Here is a 20575-nt window from a genome sequence, read left to right as displayed (position 1 = left end):
CCACCAGATAACCGGCTAAGGAGGCCGAAGGCATGTTTGAAAATCTATCCGAACGCCTTTCCGGCGTCTTTGACCGGCTGACCAAACAGGGCGCGCTATCCGAAGAAGACGTGAAAACTGCCCTGCGTGAGGTTCGCGTGGCCCTGCTTGAGGCCGACGTCTCGCTGCCCGTCGCCCGTGCTTTCGTCAAGAAGGTGCAGGAACAGGCGACCGGTCAGGCCGTCACCAAGTCGATCACCCCCGGCCAGCAGGTCGTCAAGATCGTGCATGACGCGCTGGTTGACACGCTGCGCGGTGAAGAAGACCCCGGCAAGCTGAAGATCGACAACCCGCCTGCGCCGATCCTGATGGTCGGTCTGCAAGGCTCGGGTAAGACGACCACGACCGGTAAGCTGGCGAAACGCCTGAAAGAGAAAGAGGGCAAGAAGGTCCTCATGGCCTCGCTGGACGTCTATCGCCCGGCGGCGATGGATCAGCTGGCCGTTCTGGGGACGCAGGTAGGCGTCGACACGCTGCCGATAGTGCCCGGTCAGAAGCCGGTTGATATCGCCAAGCGCGCCAAACAGCAGGCGACTTTGGGCGGCTATGACGTCTACATGCTCGACACCGCGGGCCGCCTGCATATCGACGAAGTCCTGATGGACGAGGTCGAGCAGGTCCGCAACGTGGTTGACCCGCGCGAGACCCTGCTGGTCGTCGACGGCCTGACTGGTCAGGTTGCCGTGGAAGTGGCTGAGGAGTTCGACGCCAAGGTAGGCATCTCGGGCGTGGTCCTGACCCGTATGGACGGTGACGGGCGCGGCGGTGCGGCGCTGTCGATGCGCGCGGTCACTGGCAAGCCCATTCGCTTTGTCGGTCTGGGCGAGAAGATGGACGCGCTTGAGACCTTCGAGCCGGATCGGATCGCCGGACGTATTCTGGGCATGGGTGACATTGTTGCTCTGGTCGAAAAAGCCCAGGAAACGATGGAGATCGAACAGACCGAGCGCATGATGAAGCGCATGGTCAAAGGTCAGTTCAACATGAACGACCTGAAAATGCAGCTGGAGCAGATGATCCAGATGGGCGGTATGCAGGGCATGATGGGTATGATGCCCGGCATGGGTAAAATGGCCAAGCAGATGGATCAGGCCGGTCTGGACGACAAGATCTTGCGCCAGCAGATCGCCATGATCCAGTCGATGACCAAACGTGAGCGTGCCAACCCTCAGCTGTTGCAGGCCAGCCGCAAGAAGCGCATCGCCGCCGGTTCGGGGATGGAGGTCAGCGACCTCAACAAACTGCTCAAGATGCACCGGCAGATGTCGGACATGATGAAAAAGATGGGCAAAATGGGCAAAGGCAAGATGCTGAAACAGGCCATGAAGGGCATGTTCGGCAAAGGCGGCCCATCGCCCGAAGACATGGCCGCAGGCATGGACCCCAAGGCGCTGGAACAGGCCGCAAAGGCCATGGGCAAAATGCCCGGTGGCATGCCTGGCATAGGCGGCGGCATGGCCCTGCCTCCGGGGCTGAGCGGGTTCGGTAAGAAAAAGTGAACCTGATCGCCGATCATATCCCCCGGCTTGAGACCGAGCGCCTGATCCTGCGCGCGCCGTCCGAAGCTGATTTCGAGGCCGAGGCCGAGTTTTTCGTGTCGGACGCGGCTGCGTTTCTCGGTGGCCGCAAAAGCCCTGATGAGACATGGCGCTTCATTGCGCAGCTTTTGGGCCATTGGGCGATGCGCGGCTATGGCTTTTGGGGTGTCGAGGAAAAGAACACCGGGACGTATGTGGGGCATGTCGGCCTATGGTATCCGCACAGCTGGCCCGAACGCGAAGTGGGTTGGACCCTGATGAACCACGCCACCGGCAAAGGCTACGCGACCGAGGCCGCAATGGCCGCGCGCGCTCACGCCTATGACGTATTGGGCTGGGACACCGCGATTTCGCTGATCGACCCCGACAATCACGCCAGCAAGGCCGTGGCCAACCGGCTGGGGGCCACGCTCGACTATCACTATGACCACCCGAAATTCGGCAGGACAGAAGCTTGGCGGCACCCCGCCCCCGCCGATCTGGTGAATGGCGGCATGGAGGCTTACGCATGACCGACCCCGTGACACAGGCTGCCACGCTGCTGAAAGAACATCGCGAAAGCATCGACCGGCTGGACGCGATCCTTGTCTACACGCTGGGCGAGCGGTTCAAGCACACGCAAGCCGTTGGCAAGCTTAAGGCGCAACACGACCTTCCCCCGTCCGATCCCTCGCGCGAGGCTGCGCAGATCGCTCGGCTTGAAGACCTGGCGAAAGAGGCCGATCTGGACCCCGACTTCGCCAAGGCTTTCCTGAATTTCATCATTCAGGAAGTCATCCGACACCACCGGAAACATCAGGAATGACCCGTCGTTTCCACCAATAAGAATACCCGGTCCGTGACCGGTCACGCCATCTTAAGGAGATACCACCATGGCAATGAAAATTCGTCTCGCCCGCGGCGGCTCGAAAAAGCGTCCCTTCTATCGCATTGTTGCGGCTGACAGCCGTATGCCCCGCGATGGCCGTTTCATCGAGAAACTGGGCACCTACAACCCGCTGCTGCCCAAAGACAGCGAAGAGCGCGTGAAAATGAACATGGAGCGCATCCAGTACTGGCTGGATCAGGGCGCTCAGCCCACCGACCGGATCGCACGTATGCTGGAAGCCGCTGGCGCCCGCGACAAGGCCGAGCGCAACAACCCCAACAAGGGTACTCCGGGCAAGAAAGCCCAGGAACGCGCCGAAGAGAAAGCGGCCAAGGCTGCTGAGGCGGCAGAAGCTGCTGCGGCACCGGCTGAAGAAGCGGCTGCAGAAGAATAAGCAGGCAAGCGCGTGCGGGATCAGACTTTCACCGACGATTTTCGCGCGCAGTTTGACCTGTTGCTGCGACTCCGACGCGATGTGCGTCGGTTTCGCACCGACGCGATTGACGAGGCAGTGCTGACGCGCTGCCTCGACGCGTTTCGGCTGGCCCCTTCGGTGGGGCTCAGCGAACCCTGGCGCGTGATCCGCGTCGAAAGCCAGCCCGCGCGCGACGCGGCGCTGCGAAATTTTCAAACCGCCAATGCGCAGGCATTGGGCGGGTATTCCGACGAAAAGGCGCAGCTCTACAGCCGCCTGAAACTGTCGGGGATGCAAGAGGCCCCGGTGCAACTGGCCGTGTTCTGCGACGACACCACCGACAAGGGGCAAGGTCTGGGCGCAGGCACGATGCCCGAGATGCGGCGCTATTCCGTGGTCTCGGCCATCACCCTGTTCTGGCTGGCCTTGCGGGCCGAGGGTCTGGGGCTGGGTTGGGTGTCCATTCTGGACCCTGACCAGATGGCGCGCGATCTGGACGTTCCCGAGGATTGGCGCCTGATCGGCTATTTCTGCGTTGGCATGCCGGAAACGCAATCGGACACGCCTGAACTGGAACAGGTCGGCTGGGAATGCCGCAACGACAGCTTGCCGATCGAGGTACGATAGGCGCATGTTTGGACTGTTACGCCTTCCCATCCTGCTGATGATCGCCTTTATTGTGGGCGTGTTCTTCGAACGCTCGAACCAACGCGAGGCGTGCGAAGGCATCGGGCAATGGGATGACGGGCTTTGTGTGACGGATGGGGCAAATGAGTGATCTGATCTGCGTCGGCAGCATTGCGGGATCATATGGCGTGCGCGGTGAGGTGCGGCTGAAAAGCTATTGCGCCATCCCCGAGGATATCGAAGCCTATTCCCCCCTGACTGATGAGGCCGGTGGAGAACGCTATCCACTGATCCTGACCCGGTCGATCAAGAACGGCTTTGCGGCGCGTTTGGGAGGAGTTGAAACCAAAGAACAGGCCGATGCACTGAAAGGTCTGCGACTGTTTGCGCGGCGCGATCAACTGCCCTCGTTACCCGATGATGAGTTCTATCACACTGACCTGATCGGGCTTGAGGTCTATGACACAGGCGGCACCCTGCTGGGCCGTGTGAAGTCTGTGCAAAACCACGGCGCTGCCGACCTGCTGGAACTGCACGGGCCGGGGCTGAAGGCCACCGTTCTGCTGCCCTTCACGCTTGAGGCCGTCCCCACGGTCGATCTGGACCAAGGCCGCATCATCGCCGACCCGCCCGAAGGGCTGATCTGATGCGCCGCGCCCTGCTGCATTTGGGCCTGCACAAGACCGGCACCACTGCGGCGCAATCCTTCCTCTACGACAACCGCGAATTGATCTGGCCGCATTTCGCGCTGGTTCTGCCTTATCGCACGCGCAATTCGGGATTGTCGCGGGCAGCAACTAACCATTCCGTTTATGGCACCGTTGGCACTTTGTCCGAATTCGGTCGCCAGATGCGCGACTTCCTCGATACGCTGGATTTTGGAGAAAAGCGCGGCTTGATCCTCAGCGAGGAAAACTTCGCGGGTCTCCGCCCCAGTCGCAATCTGGAACAGGGCTACGCGGCGGCTCCCGATCTGGCCGCCTGTCTGGTAGATTCGATCCACCAGAGGTTTTCAGGGCAGGAGGTCGAGATCACGCTTTACCTGTCTTTGCGCCAACGGGGCGGTTGGCTGCGCAGCCTGTGGGCGCATGATTTGCAGCGGATGCGGCAGGTGCAAGATTTCGACACGTTCCGCGACAGCATCGACCACTTACCCGCGTTGCAAGAGACCGTTGACCAGATCCGTGAGAAACTGCCCTCGGTCACCGTGACCACGGAATGGCTGGAGGAACTGCAATTGCGTCAATTCGGGCTGGGTGCGCCCTTTGCCGAGTATCTGGACTTACCCTATGACAAGGCGCAACGGCTGGTTCCGCCCTCCAAATCTAACACGCGACTGCCCGAGAACGTTTTGGCGGAATTGCTGAACCTGAACAGATCACGGCTGGACGAAGCCGCCTTGGTCGCGCAAAAGGCCGCCGTAGTTGAACGGGCGCAGCAGGCGCTGATGGGTGCGACATGACCGAAAAACCATCGAAATCTCATGGGCGCAAGGCGATCCGCCCGACCCTGAAACCGCGTGAGTTGCTGACCCCAACGCCCGACCTGCACGGAGTGTGGAAGGCTAAGATCATCACTCTGTTCCCTTCAGCTTTTCCCGGTGTGTTGGGCGAGAGCCTGACGGGTAAGGCACTGCAAGAGGGCCTCTGGCAGTTGGAAACCGTCGATCTGCGCCAATTCGGCGTCGGAAAGCACCGCAATGTGGACGACACGCCTGCCGGTGGCGGCGCGGGCATGGTGCTGCGCGCCGATGTACTGGGCGAGGCGATTGAACACACGATGACGGGGGTGCGGGGTAACTGGCCACTGATCTACCTCAGCCCGCGTGGCCGCCGGATGGATCAGCTCATGATGCAGAATCTGGCGCGCTGCGACGGTATGACCCTGTTATGTGGCCGGTTCGAAGGAGTCGATGAGAGGGTGCTGGAGCATTACGGCGTACAAGAGGTCAGTCTGGGCGATTTCGTCATGACCGGCGGCGAGATTGCCGCGCAGGCTTTGATCGACGCCACCGTAAGGCTGATCCCCGGCGTATTGGGCAATCAGGCCTCGGCTGAGGAGGAGAGCTTTTCCTCAGGTCTGCTGGAACACCCGCAATACACACGCCCCGCCGACTGGAAGGGCCGCCCGATCCCGGACATTCTGATGTCGGGCCATCACGGGCGCATTGCCAGCTGGCGGCTTGAGATGTCGGAGCGGATCACACAGGAACGCCGCCCCGACCTGTGGGACGCCTACTCCAAAGCAAAGTCCGAAGACTAGCCGTTCTTCCACCGCGCCCAGATCTCGGGCGGGCCGTTGAAGGTGTTGATGTCCACAGGTCCCTGCACGCCGGGCACCAAACCAGTGCCGGTATATTGCCAGAACCGCCAAACCGCCTTGGGATAGACGTTGCGGGGGTGGCCTGCCACTGACCTCAGCCAGAACTCAGTCTTGGGCAGGCGCCCTATGTCCGTGTCGCCGTAGAAATCCACGGTGGTGTAGACAATCGGACGCCGCCCGTAGTGACGTTCGAGAATATCCAGAAACCTCTTCGCCTCGGCCCGGACGGTCGCGCCATCGGGGCGTAGGGTGCAGGTCTTGGAATGCGGCGTCCATTCCATATCCAGAACATGCGGCAGGTCCGATCCTTTGGGAACGTTCTGGATGAACCACCGCGCCTGCTCGCGCGCTGGGCGGCAGAAATAGTAATAGTGATAGGCCCCCCAAGGCACTCCGGCCGCCTTTGCTCCGCTGCTGTGACTTGCAAACATCGGATCAGCTACATCACCACCCTCGGTCGCCTTGATGAAGACAAAGCTAACTCCCGAAGCCTTGGCCTTGTGCCAGTCAATCGGCCCTTGCCAACGCGACACGTCCAGACCGTGCACCGGATAGTGGCCCGGATGGCGCCCCTCCCACGGGTGCGGATCAGCATCGCCGAAAGCCGGGAAAATCACCGAAGGTGAGGTCGTGTCCAGAAACGCGTTGGCCTCGACCTGTTGCGGCGGCGGGCTGCTGCGACCGCAGGACAGGATGGCAAAAGCCGCGATGGCAAGCATCAATGCAGTGCGCATGTTCTGTTCCTGTATGAAATGACTGCTCTTGTAATTGCCCTCAGAATGCCTGATCGATGGATCAAAGCAATGATGCTGTTTTGAGGCGGCGGAATCCCACCGTTTCACAGCATTTTGGGCTTGATCCCTGCACATAATGCCTTTAAACGACCGCAATCCGGTGCCGCGTCATGCGACTCCGGTGTTTTGGTTTGGTCCATGTCGTGACGCCCGGCTTTCTTCGGCCACGGCGCGGCGGAACAAACTGGACTAAGGAACATTCGATCTGACCTCTGGCGGGCTGCATGCAGGACCCGGTGAAGACCAAGAGCTCTCAGCCCGTGCCCAAACTTCGTGGACCAACCACGAGCAGATAGGAGTGAATGCGATGGACCTGATCGCACAGCTTGAGGCGGAACAGATTGCCGCCCTGGGGAAAGACATCCCCGATTTCAAAGCCGGTGACACTATCCGTGTTGGCTTTAAAGTAACCGAAGGGTCGCGTACCCGTGTGCAGAACTACGAAGGCGTCTGCATCGCGCGCAAAGGTGGCAGCGGCATCGCCGGTTCGTTCACCGTCCGCAAAATCTCGTTCGGCGAAGGCGTGGAGCGTGTATTCCCGCTGCACTCGACCAATATCGACAGCATCACCGTTGTCCGCCGTGGCCGCGTCCGTCGCGCCAAACTGTACTATCTGCGCTCGCGTCGTGGTAAATCCGCGCGTATCGCCGAAGTCACCAACTACAAGCCCAAGGCTGGCGCCGAGGCGTAAGGAGCGGAAAGATGAAAAAAGACATCCATCCCGACTACCACTTCATCGACGTCAAACTGACCGATGGCACCGTGATTCAGATGAAATCCACCTGGGGCAGCGAAGGCGACCAGTTGGCCCTGGAAATCGACCCCTCCGTGCACCCCGCATGGACCGGTGGCGGCGCGCGCCTGATGGACGCCGGCGGCCGCGTGTCGAAGTTCAAGAAAAAATACGAAGGTCTGGGCTTCTAAGCCTGACCCGGATCAGATCCGAAAGGCCGTCCCTTGGGGCGGCCTTTTTCTTTGGGCTGGCGCCATCAGATCCAATAGGACAGCGCCACAGGCAGAACCAGAATGGTTGCCAGGGTCGAGACAAGAATGAAACCAGCCACGTCAGGGCCGTATTCCGGCAGATGCTGGTCGACAAACAAATAGGTCGCCACCGAGGACGGCATCAGGCAGCACAGGATCACCGCGCCACGCTCGCCCCCCGTAAACCCAAAGACCCAGACGAGGCTCGTTGAGATGGCAAACGCCATACCCAGATGCAATGCGGTCAGGCTCACCGCACGCCCCAGACTTTGCACCCTTAGGCTGGCCAGCGTATGGCCCAGCGTCAGCAGCATCAGCGGGATCGACAGCCCACCGAGGATGTCAAAGGACTTCGCCACGGGTTGCGGCAGGCTGTACCCGGTCGTCATCAGGATCAGTGAGATGACGACTGCATAAATAACCGGAGAGGTGAGAAGCTTTCTGGCCGAGAACTCTCCGGCCGGGATCCACATTCCCAGGGTAAAAACGCTGATCAAAACGACGACTACAAAACCCATCGTATAGGCCATCCCGGCATCGCCCAGCGCCAGCAGAGTAATAGGCAGGCCGATATTGCCTACATTCCCATGAATCAATGGCGTCAAGAACGCCCGAACCGGTAAGCGCATCGCCTTCAGCGCGACAAAGCCCAAAACGCCAAACGCCGCAATCGCCAACGCTGCGGCGGCCATGACGTCCAGAAAGGTGCCAACCGCGATCTGGGTCGTCGAAAGATGCGAGATGATCAGGGTCGGATACCCAACGCGCGAAACCACCCCTCCGATGACCTTGTTATCAAAGGGCGCTTTTGTCAGCGCCAACACATACCCGATCCCGGCGCAGATCAGAACTGGCAGGACCACGTTCAGAACATTCAGGAAAAGTTGCTCCAATTCACGCCCTTCCAGCGTAGCTCTTCAAGCAAGAGTGAAACAGAGGACCGCTTTTGGCAACCGCCCCCTCGGCCCAGGGTCTGAGTTTTCGCAACAGCGCCCTAGAATGGCGTTTCGGGTCCTTCCCTTCCTTCGCTCCACAACATATAGTGGCACGCAACAAACTGTGGTCAAACACGGCGGGACTTGGGAATACAGGCATGGCACATATTATCGTAGTGGGGAACGAGAAGGGCGGCGCAGGCAAATCGACCGTCTCGATGCATGTGGCCACTGCATTGGCCCGACTGGGACACAAGGTCAGCACGCTGGATCTGGACCTGCGACAGCGCAGTCTGGGACGGTATTTCGAAAACCGGGCCAATTTCCTGAAAAACTCGGACCTGACCCTGCCGACCCCGCGCCACCACGACCTGCCCGAGATTGACGCAAGTAAGCTGAAGCCCGGCGAGAATATCTATGACCATCGCCTCTCGGCCGCGGTGGCCGAATTGGAAAGCGATAGTGACTTCATCCTGATCGACTGCCCCGGCTCGCATACCCGCCTCAGCCAAGTGGCACATTCGCTGGCCGATACCCTTGTCACGCCGCTGAACGACAGTTTCATCGACTTTGACCTGCTGGCACGGATCGATTCCAAGGGTGAGAAAATTCTGGGCCCTTCCGTCTATTCCGAGATGGTCTGGAATGCCCGCCAGTTGCGCGCGCAGGCCGGGTTGAAACCGATCGACTGGGTCGTCGTGCGCAACCGTGTCGGTACACAGCGCATGGTAAACAAGGAAAAGATGCAACGCGCGATCGAGATGCTGTCGCAGCGCATCGGGTTCCGCGTCGCTTCGGGATTTTCCGAGCGTGTGATCTTCCGCGAGCTATTCCCCCGTGGCCTGACCCTGCTGGACCTAAAGGATATCGGGGTCAAACAACTCAACATCTCGAACATCGCTGCGCGACAGGAATTGCGCGACATGATGAAAGAGTTGAACCTGCCGGGTGTTGAGATCGACTTTTAGGTCGCCGTCGCAAGTCCGCTATGCGGGACGAAGCTGATTTTTCCGTCAAGGCAACTGAGAGAAACTGGCCCGTCCGAAGACAGGCCAGCAGCCTGATAAGTCAGTTTAAGGACTTCCAGAAGACGATTTTGTCATCTCCTGTCGCCCAAAAATCCCTGATACGGGCTTCCTCGGTGTAGCCATTCTTTCGGTAGAATTCGCGAGTCTGCTTGAACTCTTCCGTGCCTGACGTGTCAACTATTAGGATACGCTGCCCACGCTCTTTAAGCTCGGTCTCCAGATGCCTTGAGATTGCACTACCTAAACCGCCTCCTTGCTGCGTGGGCAAAACTGCAATGGCGAGCATATTCCATGCCCCTTCTGCAAGCTCTTCTGGAACTGCGTAGCAAAAACCAACTGGGTTTCCGTCCACTTCGCATGCTAGCCAAATTTCAGAGCTTTCTTCATCGGATAGAAAACTGTTCACCATGTCAGGCAGCATCTCACTTGGGAAAAGTTCGGTGCCGTTAAGTACTTCCTGTAAAGCGGCGACATCGTCGCGCATTGTTGGTCGTATTTTCATTGGTCCTTCGTCTTTCGTTGTATCGCCAAACGAGCAAAAACTATCGATATGGCGGACGCAGAACCCGTGCCATTGTCATTCAGAGTTATGGTTGTTTCGACTGTTCACGAGCCATACGTCATTGGAAGCCTGAGAAATTATAAACAGGCTTTATTTGGCTTAGTCGTCCTTCCGTTCAGGACTCAGCGGTTTCCCGCAATCGCAAACATAAAATCTCCATCGCCCTGCGAGCATGCCGAGCGTGCAACTGGGGTATCACTGCGACGACTTACGTACAAGGACAGGTGTATTGCCGCACCCCAATACCTAACCCCCCGCCCGATAGACCGTAAACAGCTCTTTCGGCTCTGGCACACCGCGCAGCATGTAGCGCCCGACCGAGATCAGGTCTTGCCCACAAGGCTGTGCCGCCTGCGCAACATCGTCCGAGATCAGGATGCGCTGGCCCAATGAACGGTGCATCCCAGCAATCCGCGCGGTCTGGTTTACCGCTGGGCCGATGACGGTGAAATCCAGACGGCTTTCGGACCCGATATTGCCATAGAGGATTTCCCCCGAATGCAGCGCCAGCGTGAAATTCGCCACGGGTAGACCGTCGGCTTTTCGCGCAGCGTTCAGCTCTTCAATACGCGATTGCAGCATCGGAACCGCCTTTAGTGCAGCCCGCGCGTCCTCATCAATATCGCCGACATCGAACATGGCCATCAGCCCGTCGCCCATGAATTTCAGGATATTCCCGTCATTGTCATGGACCACCCCAACCGCCACCGCCAGATAGTCGTTCAGCATGTCGATGATCTCGTTGCCGGGCAGCTCTTCGGACAGGCTGGTAAATCCCTCAAGGTCGAAGTTCCAGATCACCGCGTCGATCTGCTGCAACGACCCGCGCCGGATCTCGCCCGACAGCACGCGACGGCCCGCATCGCGGCCCAGATAGACGCGCATCAGGTCCTTGGATATCCGCGCGTTCGAGGCTGATTTCAACGCCAACCCCAGATGCGGCAAGGCCGTATTGATCAGGTCCAGATCGCTGTCCTGAAACCCGTCAGGCGCGTTGCTGGTCCAGGACAGCAAGACCCCATCTACCGCCTTTTTCGCATCGAGTGGGATGTTGTTGGTCGGCATGTCAAAGGGCACACTGGTGGCATAATAGTCGGTCGCACCGACCTCGCGCAGGTCGTTGATCAGAGGATATCGGCTGGGTTCGTTCTGATCGACGATCCGTTCATGCACGAAATCGAGGTCTTCGTTGAGGATCGCGTATAATGGGCTGTTCTGCCAATCCTCACTGACATCTTCCGAGTATTTGAATTTCTGATAATCGCCGCCCTGCCCCTGATACCAGCTATAGCCGGTGCCGCCATAGACCGGGTGCAGGGCCGATTGGGCCGCATGAAACCGCATCAGCGGCACGCCGAGCTCAACCAGCCGAGTGCAATACCCGTCCAGCAATTCTTCTTTGTCCGCGCCTTCAAGGCCGCGGGCAACAATCCAGTTGATCAAATCTGTTGATTTCGCCGCGTTCTTTTCCGGGGCTGTCATTCTTTGTTTCCTATGTCCGCTCTGAACGTCATCTGGGGTCAATGGATGACAATTACCAGAGTTCACCTCATCTCGGCCAGTTTCTGCAGCATCTTGCGCAGCAGGGCGGCTTCATCCTCATCAAACATTGCGGCCAGTTTGGCATCATATTGCCGGGCGATACCGCAGAGCTCTCGGTAGGCAGCCTTGCCCGCTGGGGTCAGTTTCAGATGCTCGACCCGGCGGTCGCGTTCGCTGGGCGTGCGTGTCAGGAACCGGCGGAGTTCAAGCTTGCTGACCGCCCGACTGATCTTGGTCTTGTGGATACGCGCTCTTTCCCCGATCTCTTTCGCGGTTATCTCACCATAATTTCCCAGATGAAACAGCACACGCCATTCCGTGCGCAACATCCCGTAGCGGTCCTTGTAGGCACGCTGAAATTCCAATGAGCTTTCCTCGGCTGCGCGGTTCAGCAGATAGGGCAGGAAATCCTGCAAATCAAACGCATCATTTTTTGCGGTGTCTGTCTTTGTCATGCTTGTTAGTTACAAAATCAACTATTATCCCACAAGCAGCAAAACAGGAGGAGTACGGGATGAACCGTCCGGCTGATCCGCATCAGATGACCCAGGCCAGCAGCTCTGTTGGCACACACGAAGGCTATATGCCTGGCTGGGCAAACGACTTTGAAACAGAAGCTTTGCCCGGCGCGCTGCCGCAAGGGATGAACAGCCCGCAACGCTGCAATTATGGCCTCTATGGCGAACAGCTGAGCGGTACTGCGTTCACCGCCAATCCGCCGGAACGGACGTGGTGCTATCGCATCCGCCCCTCAGTCAAGCATTCGCATCGATATGAGAAAATCGACCTGCCCTATTGGAAATCGGCCCCCTGCGTTGACCCGGATGTCATCAGCTTGGGTCAATACCGCTGGGACGCGGTTGCCCATTCCGGTGACGGCCTGACCTGGCTGACTGGCATGCGCACCATGACCACGGCGGGGGATGTCAATACGCAGGTGGGCATGGCCAGCCATATCTATCTGGTGACGGACTCCATGGTGGATGACTATTTCTTCTCGGCCGATTCCGAGCTGTTGGTGGTCCCTCAGGAAGGCCGTCTACGCTTTGCCACCGAGCTTGGGATCATTGACGTTGAACCCAAAGAGATCGCCATCATCCCACGCGGTCTGGTCTACCGGGTCGAGGTTCTGGAAGGCCCTGCGCGCGGCTTCGTCTGTGAGAACTACGGGCAGAAATTCGAACTGCCGGGCCGAGGTCCGATCGGCGCGAACTGCATGGCCAACCCGCGCGACTTCAAGGCGCCCGTGGCGGCGTTCGAAGACCGCGAGGTCCCCTCGACTGTCACCGTAAAGTGGTGCGGCCAGTTTCATACCACCAAGATCGGGCAAAGCCCGCTGGATGTGGTCGCCTGGCATGGCAACTACGCGCCTTACAAATATGACCTGCGCACCTATTGCCCGGTCGGCGCGATCCTGTTCGACCACCCCGATCCGTCGATCTTTACTGTCTTAACAGCGCCTTCGGGCCAGCCCGGCACGGCCAATATCGACTTCGTCCTGTTCCGCGAACGCTGGATGGTGGCAGAAGACACGTTCCGCCCGCCCTGGTACCACAAAAACATCATGTCCGAGCTGATGGGCAATATCTACGGCCAGTATGACGCCAAGCCACAGGGATTTGTTCCCGGAGGGATGAGCCTGCACAATATGATGCTGCCCCACGGGCCGGACCGCGAAGCGTTTGACAAAGCGTCAAATTCCAACCTCGGCCCGGACAAGTTGGACAACACCATGTCCTTCATGTTTGAAACCCGTTTTCCGCAGCACCTAACGGCATTCGCCGCCAATGAGGCCCCCTTGCAGGATGATTACATTGACTGCTGGACCTCGCTTGAGAAAAAGTTCGACGGAACACCCGGCAAAAAATAAACACCTCGCGGGTCCAAGATTTTTCGACGAAAAATCTCGACCTGCACAAAAGGTCTGGAGAAAGAATGTCCTTGATGAATTCCTGGGTGGCTTCAGCTAACGCCGCCAACCATCCGTTCCCATTGAACAACTTGCCTTACGGTGTGTTTTCCACCGAAGACGGTGAACCGCGCTGCGGAGTGGCGATTGGAGACATGATCCTCGACATCACCACGGCCGAGGCCAAAGGCCTGATCGTCCTGACGGATGAGCCCTTGTTTGACCTGCCCTTTTGGAACCCACTGATGGAGCAAGGCCCGGCCGTCTGGGCTGCCCTGCGCGCGCGCCTGAACAGTCTTTTGGCCGACAGATCGGAAGAACAAGGGCAAGTCGAACCCCTGCTCGTGGCTCAAAGTGATGCCGAGATGCACCTGCCTTTCGCAGTCAGCGAATACACCGACTTCTACGCAGGCCGCCACCACGCACAGAATGTTGGCACCATGTTCCGCGGGCCCGAAAATGCGCTACCACCCAATTGGCTGCACATTCCCATTGGCTACAACGGCCGCGCCTCGTCCGTTGTTGTGTCCGGTACAGATATCCGTCGCCCGTGGGGCCAGTTGAAATCTCCCGATCACGACCGCCCGGCCTTCCTGCCCAGCCGCCGCTTTGACATTGAGCTTGAGATGGGCGCCATCGTGGGCACGCCATCGGAAGGCCCTATCTCGGTGCAGGAGGCGGACGACAACATCTTTGGTTATGTTCTGCTAAACGATTGGTCCGCCCGCGACATACAGGCCTGGGAATATCAGCCACTGGGTCCGTTCCAGGCCAAGGCCACAGCCACCTCGATCAGCCCCTGGATCGTGACCAAAGCGGCGCTGGAGCCGTTCCGCTGTGACACCCCAGCCCGCGATCATGAGCTGCTGGATCACCTCAAGGATTGCGGACCCATGCTCTATGACATCGACCTGTCCGTGACAATGGCCCCCGCTGGCAAGCCTGCCACCACGATCGCGCGTACGAATTACAACCAGATGTACTATTCCGCAGCCCAACAACTGGCCCATCACACGACCTCGGGCTGCCCGATGAATACCGGCGACCTGCTTGGATCGGGCACGATATCTGGCCCCACAAAACCCGAGCGCGGCTCACTTCTGGAACTCAGCTGGGGCGGTAAGGAACCCCTGACCCTCGACACTGGCGAGACCCGAAGCTTTATCGAGGACGGCGACACTCTGACCCTAACCGGATCCGCCATAGGCGACGGCTACACAATCGGCTTCGGAGATTGCACCGGCACCCTTCTGTCCGCATTGGACGACCCCTATAAAAGGTGAACCCAGCCCTTCTTCTCGTCAAAAATACGGCCGCCGGAGGCGGTGCAACACCGCAATCCGCACACGGCTCGGAAAAAGGAACCCAACATGGCCAAGGCTTTCGCGTCCCAAGGGGACATGTCCGAAAAAAAGATCAGCTTCACGGAAATCGGCGAAGGGCTCTATGCCTTCACCGCCGAGGGCGATCCCAATTCCGGCGTCATCATCGGCGATGACAGCGTCATGATCATCGAGGCCCAGGCCACCCCCCGTCTGGCGCAGAAGGTCATCGACTGCGTCCGCTCGGTCACCGACAAACCGATCACCCATGTGGCGTTGACCCACTACCACGCCGTGCGCGTGCTTGGGGCCAGCGCCTTCGGAGCGCAGCAAATCCTGATGTCGGATATGGCCCGCGCTATGGTCGTGGAACGCGGACAAGAGGATTGGGACAGCGAATTCCAACGCTTTCCCCGCCTTTTTGAGGGGCATGAAAGCATCCCCGGCCTGACGTGGCCCACCACCACCTTCAGCGATACGATGACGGTCTATCTGGGCAACCGCCGGGTCGACCTGATGCATCTGGGCCGCGCCCATACGGCGGGTGATATCGTCATCCATGTGGCTGATCAGAATGTCATGTTCACAGGCGACATCGTCGAATACCACTCGGCCTGCTACTGCGGCGACGGGCACTTCGGCGACTGGGGCGATACGCTGGATGCGATCAAATGGTTCGACGTGGACGCCATCGCGCCGGGACGCGGTGACGCTCTGATCGGCAAGAACATGGTCAATGCCGCCATCGAAAACACCCGCGATTTCGTCGGAAGCACCTACCTTCCTGCTGCAAAGGTCGCGGCGCGTGGAGGATCGCTTAAAGAAGCGTGGGACGCCGTACGTGCCGAGTGTGATCCGAAATTTGCCGATTACGCGATTTATGAACACTGCCTGCCCTTCAACGTCGCCCGCGCCTATGACGAAGCCCGAGGTATTGACACGCCGCGCATATGGACCGCCCAACGGGATCTGGAGATGTGGGAGGCCCTGCAAGCCTAGGGACATAGCGTCGCATTTGATCCAGATCGTTTTGCGGCCGGAGTTTCGATGGAACCATTCGGGAAGACCCTCTGGCCCAGTCCCGCCAGAGACACGGAGTTTCGCGCCAAGGCACCGGGGAGAGAGCCTATGAACAAGATCTTCGAAACACCCCTTTATGCGTATGATCGCAGCCCGGATCAGGACACTGCAACGCCTGTGCGCCACAAGGTGATCGTTGTGGGCGCCGGTCCCGTTGGCCTGAGCGCCGCCATCGATCTGGCGCAGCAAGGGGTCGAGGTCGTGGTGCTGGATGACAATGACAAGGTCAGTTTCGGCAGCCGCGCGATCTGCTTTTCACAACGTACATTGGATATTGCCGACCGGCTGGGCTGTGGCAAACCGATGGCAGAATCCGGGGTTCAATGGGAAGCAGGCAAGGTCTTTTTCGACGACCGCAAAGTTTATGAGTTCGACTTGCTGCCCGAAAAAGGCTTTGCCAACCCCGCCTTCGTGAACCTGCAACAATATCATCTTGAGAATATTCTGGTCGACCGCGTTCGCGCCTTGCAGGCCGAAGGTGCCCCGATCGAAATCCGGGGCCGCAACAAGGTCGAAGCCATCGGCACCCATGACGACCATGTTAAACTTGAGGTCGAAACGCCAGAAGGCCCCTATAACGTCGAAGCCGACTGGCTGATTGCGTGCGATGGCGCGCATTCTCCCACCCGCCGGATGCTGGGGCTGGATTTTGACGGGCGGGTATTCGAAGACAATTTCCTGATCGCGGATGTGGTGATGGAGGCCGACTTCCCCACCGAGCGCTGGTTCTGGTTCGACCCCCCCTTCAACCGGGGTCAGTCTGCACTGCTGCACAAACAGCCCGACAATGTCTGGCGCATCGATCTGCAACTGGGGTGGGACATCGACAAAGAGCGCGAGAAACGCCCCGAAAACGTCATCCCGCGCCTCAAGGCAATGCTGGGTGAGGATGTGGTGTTTGAGCTTGAATGGGTCTCGATCTACACGTTCCAATGCCGTCGGATGGAACGGTTCCGCTATGGCCGTGTGCTCTTTGCAGGGGACAGCGCCCATCAGGTCAGCCCGTTTGGCGCGCGCGGGGCGAATTCGGGAATTCAGGACACCGACAATCTGTGCTGGAAGTTGAAGCTAGTCATCGACGGACAGGCACCCGAGCTGCTATTGGACAGCTATAGCCGCGAGCGCGTGCAGGCGGCGGATGAGAATATCCAGAACTCCACCCGCTCGACCGATTTTATCACGCCAAAATCCGAGATGTCGCGCCTGATGCGCGATGCAGTTCTAGACCTGAGCGAGCACTACGAATTCGCACGCCCGCTGGTCAATTCCGGGCGGCTGAGCACGCCGTGTACCTACGAGGGATCGTCGCTCAGTTCGGCTGATGCGCTTAGCGGGCCGGACCTGACCTGCCCCGGCGCGGCCTGCCCTGATGCGCCATTGGGCGACGAATTCCTGTTGTCAAAACTGGCGGGCAAATTCACTTTGCTGACCATCGACGCTGACGCTCCCGACCGGATCGAGGAAGACGGAGTCGAGGCCACACGACTCGCACTTTCGATCAAGGATGACCTGACGCTTGAGCTGAAGCGCCGCTATCTGGGCGATGCGACCAGCGCCGTCTATCTGATCCGCCCAGACCAACATGTGGCGGCGCGGCGGGACAATTTCGAAGAAAACGCGTTCCGGCAGGCGATGCGCCGGGCCACAGGAAAGGAGTAAGCAGGATGGCTGATCTGATCCTCACCCCCAATTTCGACAGCGCGGACGACTTCTATGCGCAGTTGCTAGCCTCGCATGAAGGGCTGGGAAAGGACGAAAGCGACGCGTTGAATGCGCGGCTGATCTTGGTTCTGGCCAACCACATCGGTGATGCCGAGGTGTTGTCACAAGCTTTGAAAACGGCCACGCTGCCTGGGGATTGATCTAGTAGGGAGATCCGGATGAGTGTGATCCTATATGATTATTGGCGGTCCTCGGCCAGTTATCGGGTGCGTATCGCGCTGAACCTCGCCGGGATTTCGTATCAGGCAGTTTCGGTCGACCTGGTGGCGGGCGATCACAGGTCCGACGTGCATCTGGCCCGCAATCCGCAAGGTCTGGTACCTGTTCTTGAGATAGACGGGCTGCGTCTGACCCAGTCGTTGGCGATCATCGACTATCTGGACCAGACCCGCGGTATGGGCTTGCTGCCTGCCGAGCCAGCGGCCCGCGCGCAGGCGTTGGCATTGGCGCAATCCATCGCCGTAGATCTGCATCCGGTCTGCAACCTGTCGGTCGCGCGCCACGCAACGACATTAAGTGGCAGCGCCGAAGGCATGCCGGGCGATTGGATGCGCCATTTCATCCGTCCCGGCCTACTGGCGTTCGAAGCATTGCTGAACGGTTTCGAACAAGCCCCCTATTGTACCGGCACTCAGCCCGGTTTGGCCGATCTGTGTCTAATTCCGCAGATGTATAATGCACGTCGCTGGCAGGTCGATCTGACCGGGCTACCCCGTATCCTGAGTGTCGACGCTGCCTGCGCAGACCTGCCCGCTTTTGCGCAGGCTCACCCGGACCGGCACGCGCCTGACTGACCGCACAGGGTCTGTGTACCCATGCGGATAGGGAAAGACGCGACGCTGGCTTATTAAGATCGTCTCAGCAAGGATGGAGACCCCTATGCCCGAAATCATCGGCTATCACGCTCATGTCTATTTCGATGCTCATTCTCAAACAGTCGCGCAACAGCTTTGCGAAAAGGCGGGCCGCTTGTTCCCTGTTGAGGTCGGCCGAATGCACGCCAAGAACGTTGGCCCACATCCGCGCTGGAGCTGTCAGCTGGCATTTGCGCCCGACGCGTTTGATCAGGTTATTCCATGGCTGATGCTGAACCGACAAGGGCTCACCATATTTACGCATCCCGAAACTGGCCAGCATCTTGAGGATCACCGGGATCGTGCCATCTGGATGGGCGAAATGCTGGCGTTGGACCTGACGATCTTTGATCGAACGGGCACTTAGCCCAGAGCCTTGGCCTGATCGCGCAGCTTGAACTTTTGCACCTTTCCCGTCGAAGTCTTGGGCAGCGGCCCGAACACCACCGTTTTGGGTGCCTTGAAATGGGCCATGTGATCGCGACAGAAGGCGATAATCTCGGCCGCGTTTGCCTGCGCGTCGTGTTTGAGTTCGACAAAGGCACAAGGTGTTTCACCCCATTTCTCGTCGGGGCGGGCAACCACGGCAGCCTCCATCACAGCGGGGTGTTTGTAGAGGATATCCTCGACCTCGACCGATGAGATATTCTCGCCTCCCGAAATAATGATGTCCTTGGACCGGTCCTTGAGCGCGATATAGCCGTCGGGGTGCATCACCCCCAGGTCACCCGAGGCAAACCAGCCGCCGTTAAACGCCTTGTCGGTGGCATCGGGGTTCTTGAGATAGCCCTTCATCACCACATTGCCCTGCATGAAGATCTCACCCATGGTCTCTCCGTCGGAAGGGACCGGCTCTAGCGTTTCAGGGTCGGCCACCATCAGACCGGACAGTGCCGTGTAGCGCACCCCCTGCCGGACCTTCAGCGCAGCGCGCTCATCGGCCGGTTTTTCGTTCCACTCATCTTTCCAGGCGCAGACGACCGATGGACCGTAGGTTTCGGTCAGGCCGTAGACATGTGTAACCTCGATCCCCATCCCTTCCATATTCGCAATCACGGCGGCAGGGGGCGGGGCGCCTGCGGTCATCACCTTGATCTTCTGGTCGAAATCCTTGAGTGCCTCGGGTGCGTTGGCCAGCATGTTCAGCACGATGGGAGCGCCGCAGAAATGGGTGACTTTTTCGTCGCGGAAGGCGGCATAGATCGGTTCGGCCCGCACCGCGCGCAAACAGACCGAGACGCCTGCATTGGCCGCCATCGCCCAAGGGAAACACCAGCCGTTGCAGTGGAACATCGGCAACGTCCACAGATAGGTCGAATGCTTGGGTATGTCCCAATCCAGCAGGTCCGACTGTGCGTTCAGGGCCGCACCCCTGTGGTGATAGACAACCCCCTTGGGGTTGCCCGTGGTACCAGAGGTATAGTTCAGCGTGATCGCGTCCCATTCGTCACCCGGCAGAGACCACGCGTATTCGGGATCCCCCTCGGCCAGCAGAGCGTCATAGGTCAGCGCACCCAGCTTCTCGCCCCCCTCATAGCTGTCATCTTCGATATCAATGATCAGCAGATCGTGATCGACCTGCGTCAGCGCCTCTTTCACGACGCCCGAAAACTCGGGATCGACCAGCAGTACTTTGGATTCCGCGTGGTTCAGGATGAAGGCAATGATCGGGGCATCCAGCCTTGTGTTGATGGCGTTCAGAACGGCGCCGGTCATGGGGACACCGAAATGCGCCTCGTACATCTCTGGGATGTTAGCCGCGATGATTGATACGGTGTCGCCCTTGCCAATCCCCCGCGCAACCAAAGCACCGGCCATTCGGCGACAGCGCGCGTAGGTTTCCGCCCAGCTATAACGTCGCGCGCCGTAAACGACGGACGGGTAGTCTGGGTAGATCTGAGCCGTGCGGTCGATGAAGCTCAGCGGTGACAGGGGCGTGTAGTTCGCCCTGCCCTTGTCCAAATGACGCTCATAGATATTTGCCGCGGTCATCAGCGCATCCTCCCTCAGTATCTGTCGCGCGACTTGATCACA

Annotated in this window: 25 protein-coding genes; 19 read left to right on the top strand and 6 right to left on the bottom strand. The window is 59.1% G+C overall.

Going from position 1 to position 20575, the window contains the following annotated elements; genetic code table 11:
• Window positions 1–32: 32 nt before the first annotated feature.
• From ffh to trmD, 9 genes are all read left to right on the top strand, one after another.
• Window positions 33–1538, top strand: coding sequence for a signal recognition particle protein (ffh, locus tag GOV80_RS19265; RefSeq protein WP_170775113.1), 1506 nt, complete (start codon window positions 33–35; stop codon window positions 1536–1538).
• Window positions 1535–2089 (top strand): GNAT family N-acetyltransferase, encoded by a 555-nt coding sequence (locus GOV80_RS19260; RefSeq protein WP_170787163.1) that lies wholly within the window; start codon window positions 1535–1537, stop codon window positions 2087–2089. The genes ffh and GOV80_RS19260 overlap by 4 nt, the downstream gene beginning before the upstream one ends.
• Window positions 2086–2382: a chorismate mutase gene (locus GOV80_RS19255; RefSeq protein ID WP_170775117.1), complete on the top strand. Its 297-nt coding sequence runs from the start codon at window positions 2086–2088 to the stop codon at window positions 2380–2382. Before GOV80_RS19260 ends, GOV80_RS19255 begins: the two co-directional genes overlap by 4 nt.
• A gap of 67 nt (window positions 2383–2449) precedes the next feature.
• On the top strand, window positions 2450–2839 hold the full coding sequence (gene rpsP, locus GOV80_RS19250) for a 30S ribosomal protein S16 (protein ID WP_010437590.1): 390 nt from the start codon (window positions 2450–2452) through the stop codon (window positions 2837–2839).
• 12 nt (window positions 2840–2851) lie between these two features.
• On the top strand, window positions 2852–3487 hold the full coding sequence (gene bluB / locus GOV80_RS19245) for a 5,6-dimethylbenzimidazole synthase (protein WP_170775125.1): 636 nt from the start codon (window positions 2852–2854) through the stop codon (window positions 3485–3487).
• Between the two features lie 4 nt (window positions 3488–3491).
• Window positions 3492–3638: a hypothetical protein gene (locus GOV80_RS19240; RefSeq protein ID WP_170356104.1), complete on the top strand. Its 147-nt coding sequence runs from the start codon at window positions 3492–3494 to the stop codon at window positions 3636–3638.
• On the top strand, window positions 3631–4134 hold the full coding sequence (gene rimM, locus GOV80_RS19235) for a ribosome maturation factor RimM (RefSeq protein ID WP_170775128.1): 504 nt from the start codon (window positions 3631–3633) through the stop codon (window positions 4132–4134). Before GOV80_RS19240 ends, rimM begins: the two co-directional genes overlap by 8 nt.
• Complete coding sequence (locus tag GOV80_RS19230; protein WP_170787161.1) at window positions 4134–4949, top strand: hypothetical protein; 816 nt, start codon at window positions 4134–4136, stop codon at window positions 4947–4949. The genes rimM and GOV80_RS19230 overlap by 1 nt, the downstream gene beginning before the upstream one ends.
• Entirely contained in the window at window positions 4946–5749 is an 804-nt protein-coding gene (trmD, locus tag GOV80_RS19225) for a tRNA (guanosine(37)-N1)-methyltransferase TrmD (protein ID WP_170787159.1), read from the top strand. The genes GOV80_RS19230 and trmD overlap by 4 nt, the downstream gene beginning before the upstream one ends.
• Here the strand turns inward: trmD and GOV80_RS19220 are convergent.
• Window positions 5746–6543, bottom strand: coding sequence for a glycoside hydrolase family 25 protein (locus GOV80_RS19220; RefSeq protein WP_170787157.1), 798 nt, complete (start codon window positions 6541–6543; stop codon window positions 5746–5748). The genes trmD and GOV80_RS19220 overlap by 4 nt on opposite strands.
• A 367-nt stretch (window positions 6544–6910) precedes the next feature.
• On the opposite strand from GOV80_RS19220, the gene rplS reads away from it, so the two are divergent.
• Together rplS and rpmE are read left to right on the top strand one after the other, a co-directional pair.
• Window positions 6911–7294 carry a 50S ribosomal protein L19 gene (rplS, locus tag GOV80_RS19215; RefSeq protein ID WP_170328369.1) on the top strand — a complete coding sequence of 128 codons (384 nt, stop codon included), beginning with the start codon at window positions 6911–6913 and terminating at the stop codon, window positions 7292–7294.
• Window positions 7295–7305: 11 nt separating this feature from the next.
• Entirely contained in the window at window positions 7306–7527 is a 222-nt protein-coding gene (gene rpmE / locus GOV80_RS19210; RefSeq protein WP_170775136.1) for a 50S ribosomal protein L31, read from the top strand.
• A gap of 65 nt (window positions 7528–7592) precedes the next feature.
• On the opposite strand, the gene GOV80_RS19205 is transcribed toward rpmE, so the two are convergent.
• Window positions 7593–8480, bottom strand: a complete 888-nt coding sequence (locus GOV80_RS19205) for an AEC family transporter (protein ID WP_170787155.1) — start codon at window positions 8478–8480, stop codon at window positions 7593–7595.
• A gap of 200 nt (window positions 8481–8680) precedes the next feature.
• On the opposite strand from GOV80_RS19205, the gene GOV80_RS19200 reads away from it, so the two are divergent.
• Window positions 8681–9490: a division plane positioning ATPase MipZ gene (locus GOV80_RS19200; protein ID WP_170775140.1), complete on the top strand. Its 810-nt coding sequence runs from the start codon at window positions 8681–8683 to the stop codon at window positions 9488–9490.
• A 100-nt stretch (window positions 9491–9590) separates the two neighbouring features.
• Here GOV80_RS19200 and GOV80_RS19195 read toward each other — a convergent pair whose 3' ends face one another.
• The 3 genes from GOV80_RS19195 to GOV80_RS19185 all read right to left on the bottom strand — a co-directional run bounded on the left by GOV80_RS19195 (window position 9591) and on the right by GOV80_RS19185 (window position 12109).
• Window positions 9591–10034 (bottom strand): GNAT family N-acetyltransferase, encoded by a 444-nt coding sequence (locus tag GOV80_RS19195; protein WP_237215930.1) that lies wholly within the window; start codon window positions 10032–10034, stop codon window positions 9591–9593.
• Window positions 10035–10358: 324 nt separating this feature from the next.
• Window positions 10359–11594: an adenylate/guanylate cyclase domain-containing protein gene (locus GOV80_RS19190; RefSeq protein ID WP_170787151.1), complete on the bottom strand. Its 1236-nt coding sequence runs from the start codon at window positions 11592–11594 to the stop codon at window positions 10359–10361.
• 62 nt (window positions 11595–11656) lie between these two features.
• Window positions 11657–12109 (bottom strand): MarR family winged helix-turn-helix transcriptional regulator, encoded by a 453-nt coding sequence (locus tag GOV80_RS19185; protein WP_170787149.1) that lies wholly within the window; start codon window positions 12107–12109, stop codon window positions 11657–11659.
• Window positions 12110–12168: 59 nt separating this feature from the next.
• Here GOV80_RS19185 and hmgA point away from each other — a divergent pair, with 59 nt between their 5' ends.
• The 7 genes from hmgA (at window position 12169) to GOV80_RS19150 (ending at window position 18908) form a co-directional block, all read left to right on the top strand.
• Window positions 12169–13524: a homogentisate 1,2-dioxygenase gene (hmgA, locus tag GOV80_RS19180; RefSeq protein ID WP_170787147.1), complete on the top strand. Its 1356-nt coding sequence runs from the start codon at window positions 12169–12171 to the stop codon at window positions 13522–13524.
• A 65-nt stretch (window positions 13525–13589) separates the two neighbouring features.
• Window positions 13590–14846: a fumarylacetoacetase gene (fahA, locus tag GOV80_RS19175; protein WP_170787145.1), complete on the top strand. Its 1257-nt coding sequence runs from the start codon at window positions 13590–13592 to the stop codon at window positions 14844–14846.
• A gap of 87 nt (window positions 14847–14933) precedes the next feature.
• On the top strand, window positions 14934–15884 hold the full coding sequence (locus GOV80_RS19170; RefSeq protein WP_170787143.1) for an MBL fold metallo-hydrolase: 951 nt from the start codon (window positions 14934–14936) through the stop codon (window positions 15882–15884).
• 129 nt (window positions 15885–16013) lie between these two features.
• Complete coding sequence (locus GOV80_RS19165) at window positions 16014–17624, top strand: FAD-dependent oxidoreductase (protein ID WP_170787141.1); 1611 nt, start codon at window positions 16014–16016, stop codon at window positions 17622–17624.
• Window positions 17625–17629: 5 nt separating this feature from the next.
• Window positions 17630–17827, top strand: coding sequence for a DUF2783 domain-containing protein (locus GOV80_RS19160; RefSeq protein ID WP_170775163.1), 198 nt, complete (start codon window positions 17630–17632; stop codon window positions 17825–17827).
• A gap of 18 nt (window positions 17828–17845) precedes the next feature.
• A complete protein-coding gene (gene maiA, locus GOV80_RS19155; protein ID WP_170787139.1) occupies window positions 17846–18481 on the top strand; it encodes a maleylacetoacetate isomerase in 636 nt (211 codons plus the stop codon).
• An 85-nt stretch (window positions 18482–18566) separates the two neighbouring features.
• Window positions 18567–18908: a DOPA 4,5-dioxygenase family protein gene (locus GOV80_RS19150; protein WP_170787137.1), complete on the top strand. Its 342-nt coding sequence runs from the start codon at window positions 18567–18569 to the stop codon at window positions 18906–18908.
• On the opposite strand, the gene GOV80_RS19145 is transcribed toward GOV80_RS19150, so the two are convergent.
• Entirely contained in the window at window positions 18905–20533 is a 1629-nt protein-coding gene (locus GOV80_RS19145) for an acyl-CoA synthetase (protein ID WP_170787135.1), read from the bottom strand. The two genes, GOV80_RS19150 and GOV80_RS19145, sit on opposite strands and share 4 nt — an antisense overlap.
• Window positions 20534–20575 lie beyond the last annotated feature (42 nt).

The organism is Ruegeria lacuscaerulensis, assembly GCF_013034685.1.
Taxonomy (GTDB): Bacteria; Pseudomonadota; Alphaproteobacteria; order Rhodobacterales; family Rhodobacteraceae; genus Ruegeria; species Ruegeria lacuscaerulensis_B.
Note: the sequence above shows the minus strand (reverse complement) of the source record. Positions and strands in the feature narration are given on the sequence as shown.

Coding starts and splice junctions, on each gene's coding strand:
- maiA (WP_170787139.1), top strand. CDS start 17,846: ATGAGTGTGATCCTATATGATTATTGGCGGTCCTCGGCCAGTTATCGG.
- GOV80_RS19165 (WP_170787141.1), top strand. CDS start 16,014: ATGAACAAGATCTTCGAAACACCCCTTTATGCGTATGATCGCAGCCCG.
- rpmE (WP_170775136.1), top strand. CDS start 7,306: ATGAAAAAAGACATCCATCCCGACTACCACTTCATCGACGTCAAACTG.
- GOV80_RS19220 (WP_170787157.1), bottom strand. CDS start 6,543: ATGCGCACTGCATTGATGCTTGCCATCGCGGCTTTTGCCATCCTGTCC.
- GOV80_RS19255 (WP_170775117.1), top strand. CDS start 2,086: ATGACCGACCCCGTGACACAGGCTGCCACGCTGCTGAAAGAACATCGC.
- GOV80_RS19185 (WP_170787149.1), bottom strand. CDS start 12,109: ATGACAAAGACAGACACCGCAAAAAATGATGCGTTTGATTTGCAGGAT.
- GOV80_RS19200 (WP_170775140.1), top strand. CDS start 8,681: ATGGCACATATTATCGTAGTGGGGAACGAGAAGGGCGGCGCAGGCAAA.
- GOV80_RS19240 (WP_170356104.1), top strand. CDS start 3,492: ATGTTTGGACTGTTACGCCTTCCCATCCTGCTGATGATCGCCTTTATT.
- rimM (WP_170775128.1), top strand. CDS start 3,631: ATGAGTGATCTGATCTGCGTCGGCAGCATTGCGGGATCATATGGCGTG.
- GOV80_RS19195 (WP_237215930.1), bottom strand. CDS start 10,034: ATGCGCGACGATGTCGCCGCTTTACAGGAAGTACTTAACGGCACCGAA.
- GOV80_RS19230 (WP_170787161.1), top strand. CDS start 4,134: ATGCGCCGCGCCCTGCTGCATTTGGGCCTGCACAAGACCGGCACCACT.
- trmD (WP_170787159.1), top strand. CDS start 4,946: ATGACCGAAAAACCATCGAAATCTCATGGGCGCAAGGCGATCCGCCCG.
- fahA (WP_170787145.1), top strand. CDS start 13,590: ATGTCCTTGATGAATTCCTGGGTGGCTTCAGCTAACGCCGCCAACCAT.
- GOV80_RS19150 (WP_170787137.1), top strand. CDS start 18,567: ATGCCCGAAATCATCGGCTATCACGCTCATGTCTATTTCGATGCTCAT.
- GOV80_RS19190 (WP_170787151.1), bottom strand. CDS start 11,594: ATGACAGCCCCGGAAAAGAACGCGGCGAAATCAACAGATTTGATCAAC.
- rpsP (WP_010437590.1), top strand. CDS start 2,450: ATGGCAATGAAAATTCGTCTCGCCCGCGGCGGCTCGAAAAAGCGTCCC.
- GOV80_RS19160 (WP_170775163.1), top strand. CDS start 17,630: ATGGCTGATCTGATCCTCACCCCCAATTTCGACAGCGCGGACGACTTC.
- rplS (WP_170328369.1), top strand. CDS start 6,911: ATGGACCTGATCGCACAGCTTGAGGCGGAACAGATTGCCGCCCTGGGG.
- ffh (WP_170775113.1), top strand. CDS start 33: ATGTTTGAAAATCTATCCGAACGCCTTTCCGGCGTCTTTGACCGGCTG.
- hmgA (WP_170787147.1), top strand. CDS start 12,169: ATGAACCGTCCGGCTGATCCGCATCAGATGACCCAGGCCAGCAGCTCT.
- GOV80_RS19145 (WP_170787135.1), bottom strand. CDS start 20,533: ATGACCGCGGCAAATATCTATGAGCGTCATTTGGACAAGGGCAGGGCG.
- GOV80_RS19170 (WP_170787143.1), top strand. CDS start 14,934: ATGGCCAAGGCTTTCGCGTCCCAAGGGGACATGTCCGAAAAAAAGATC.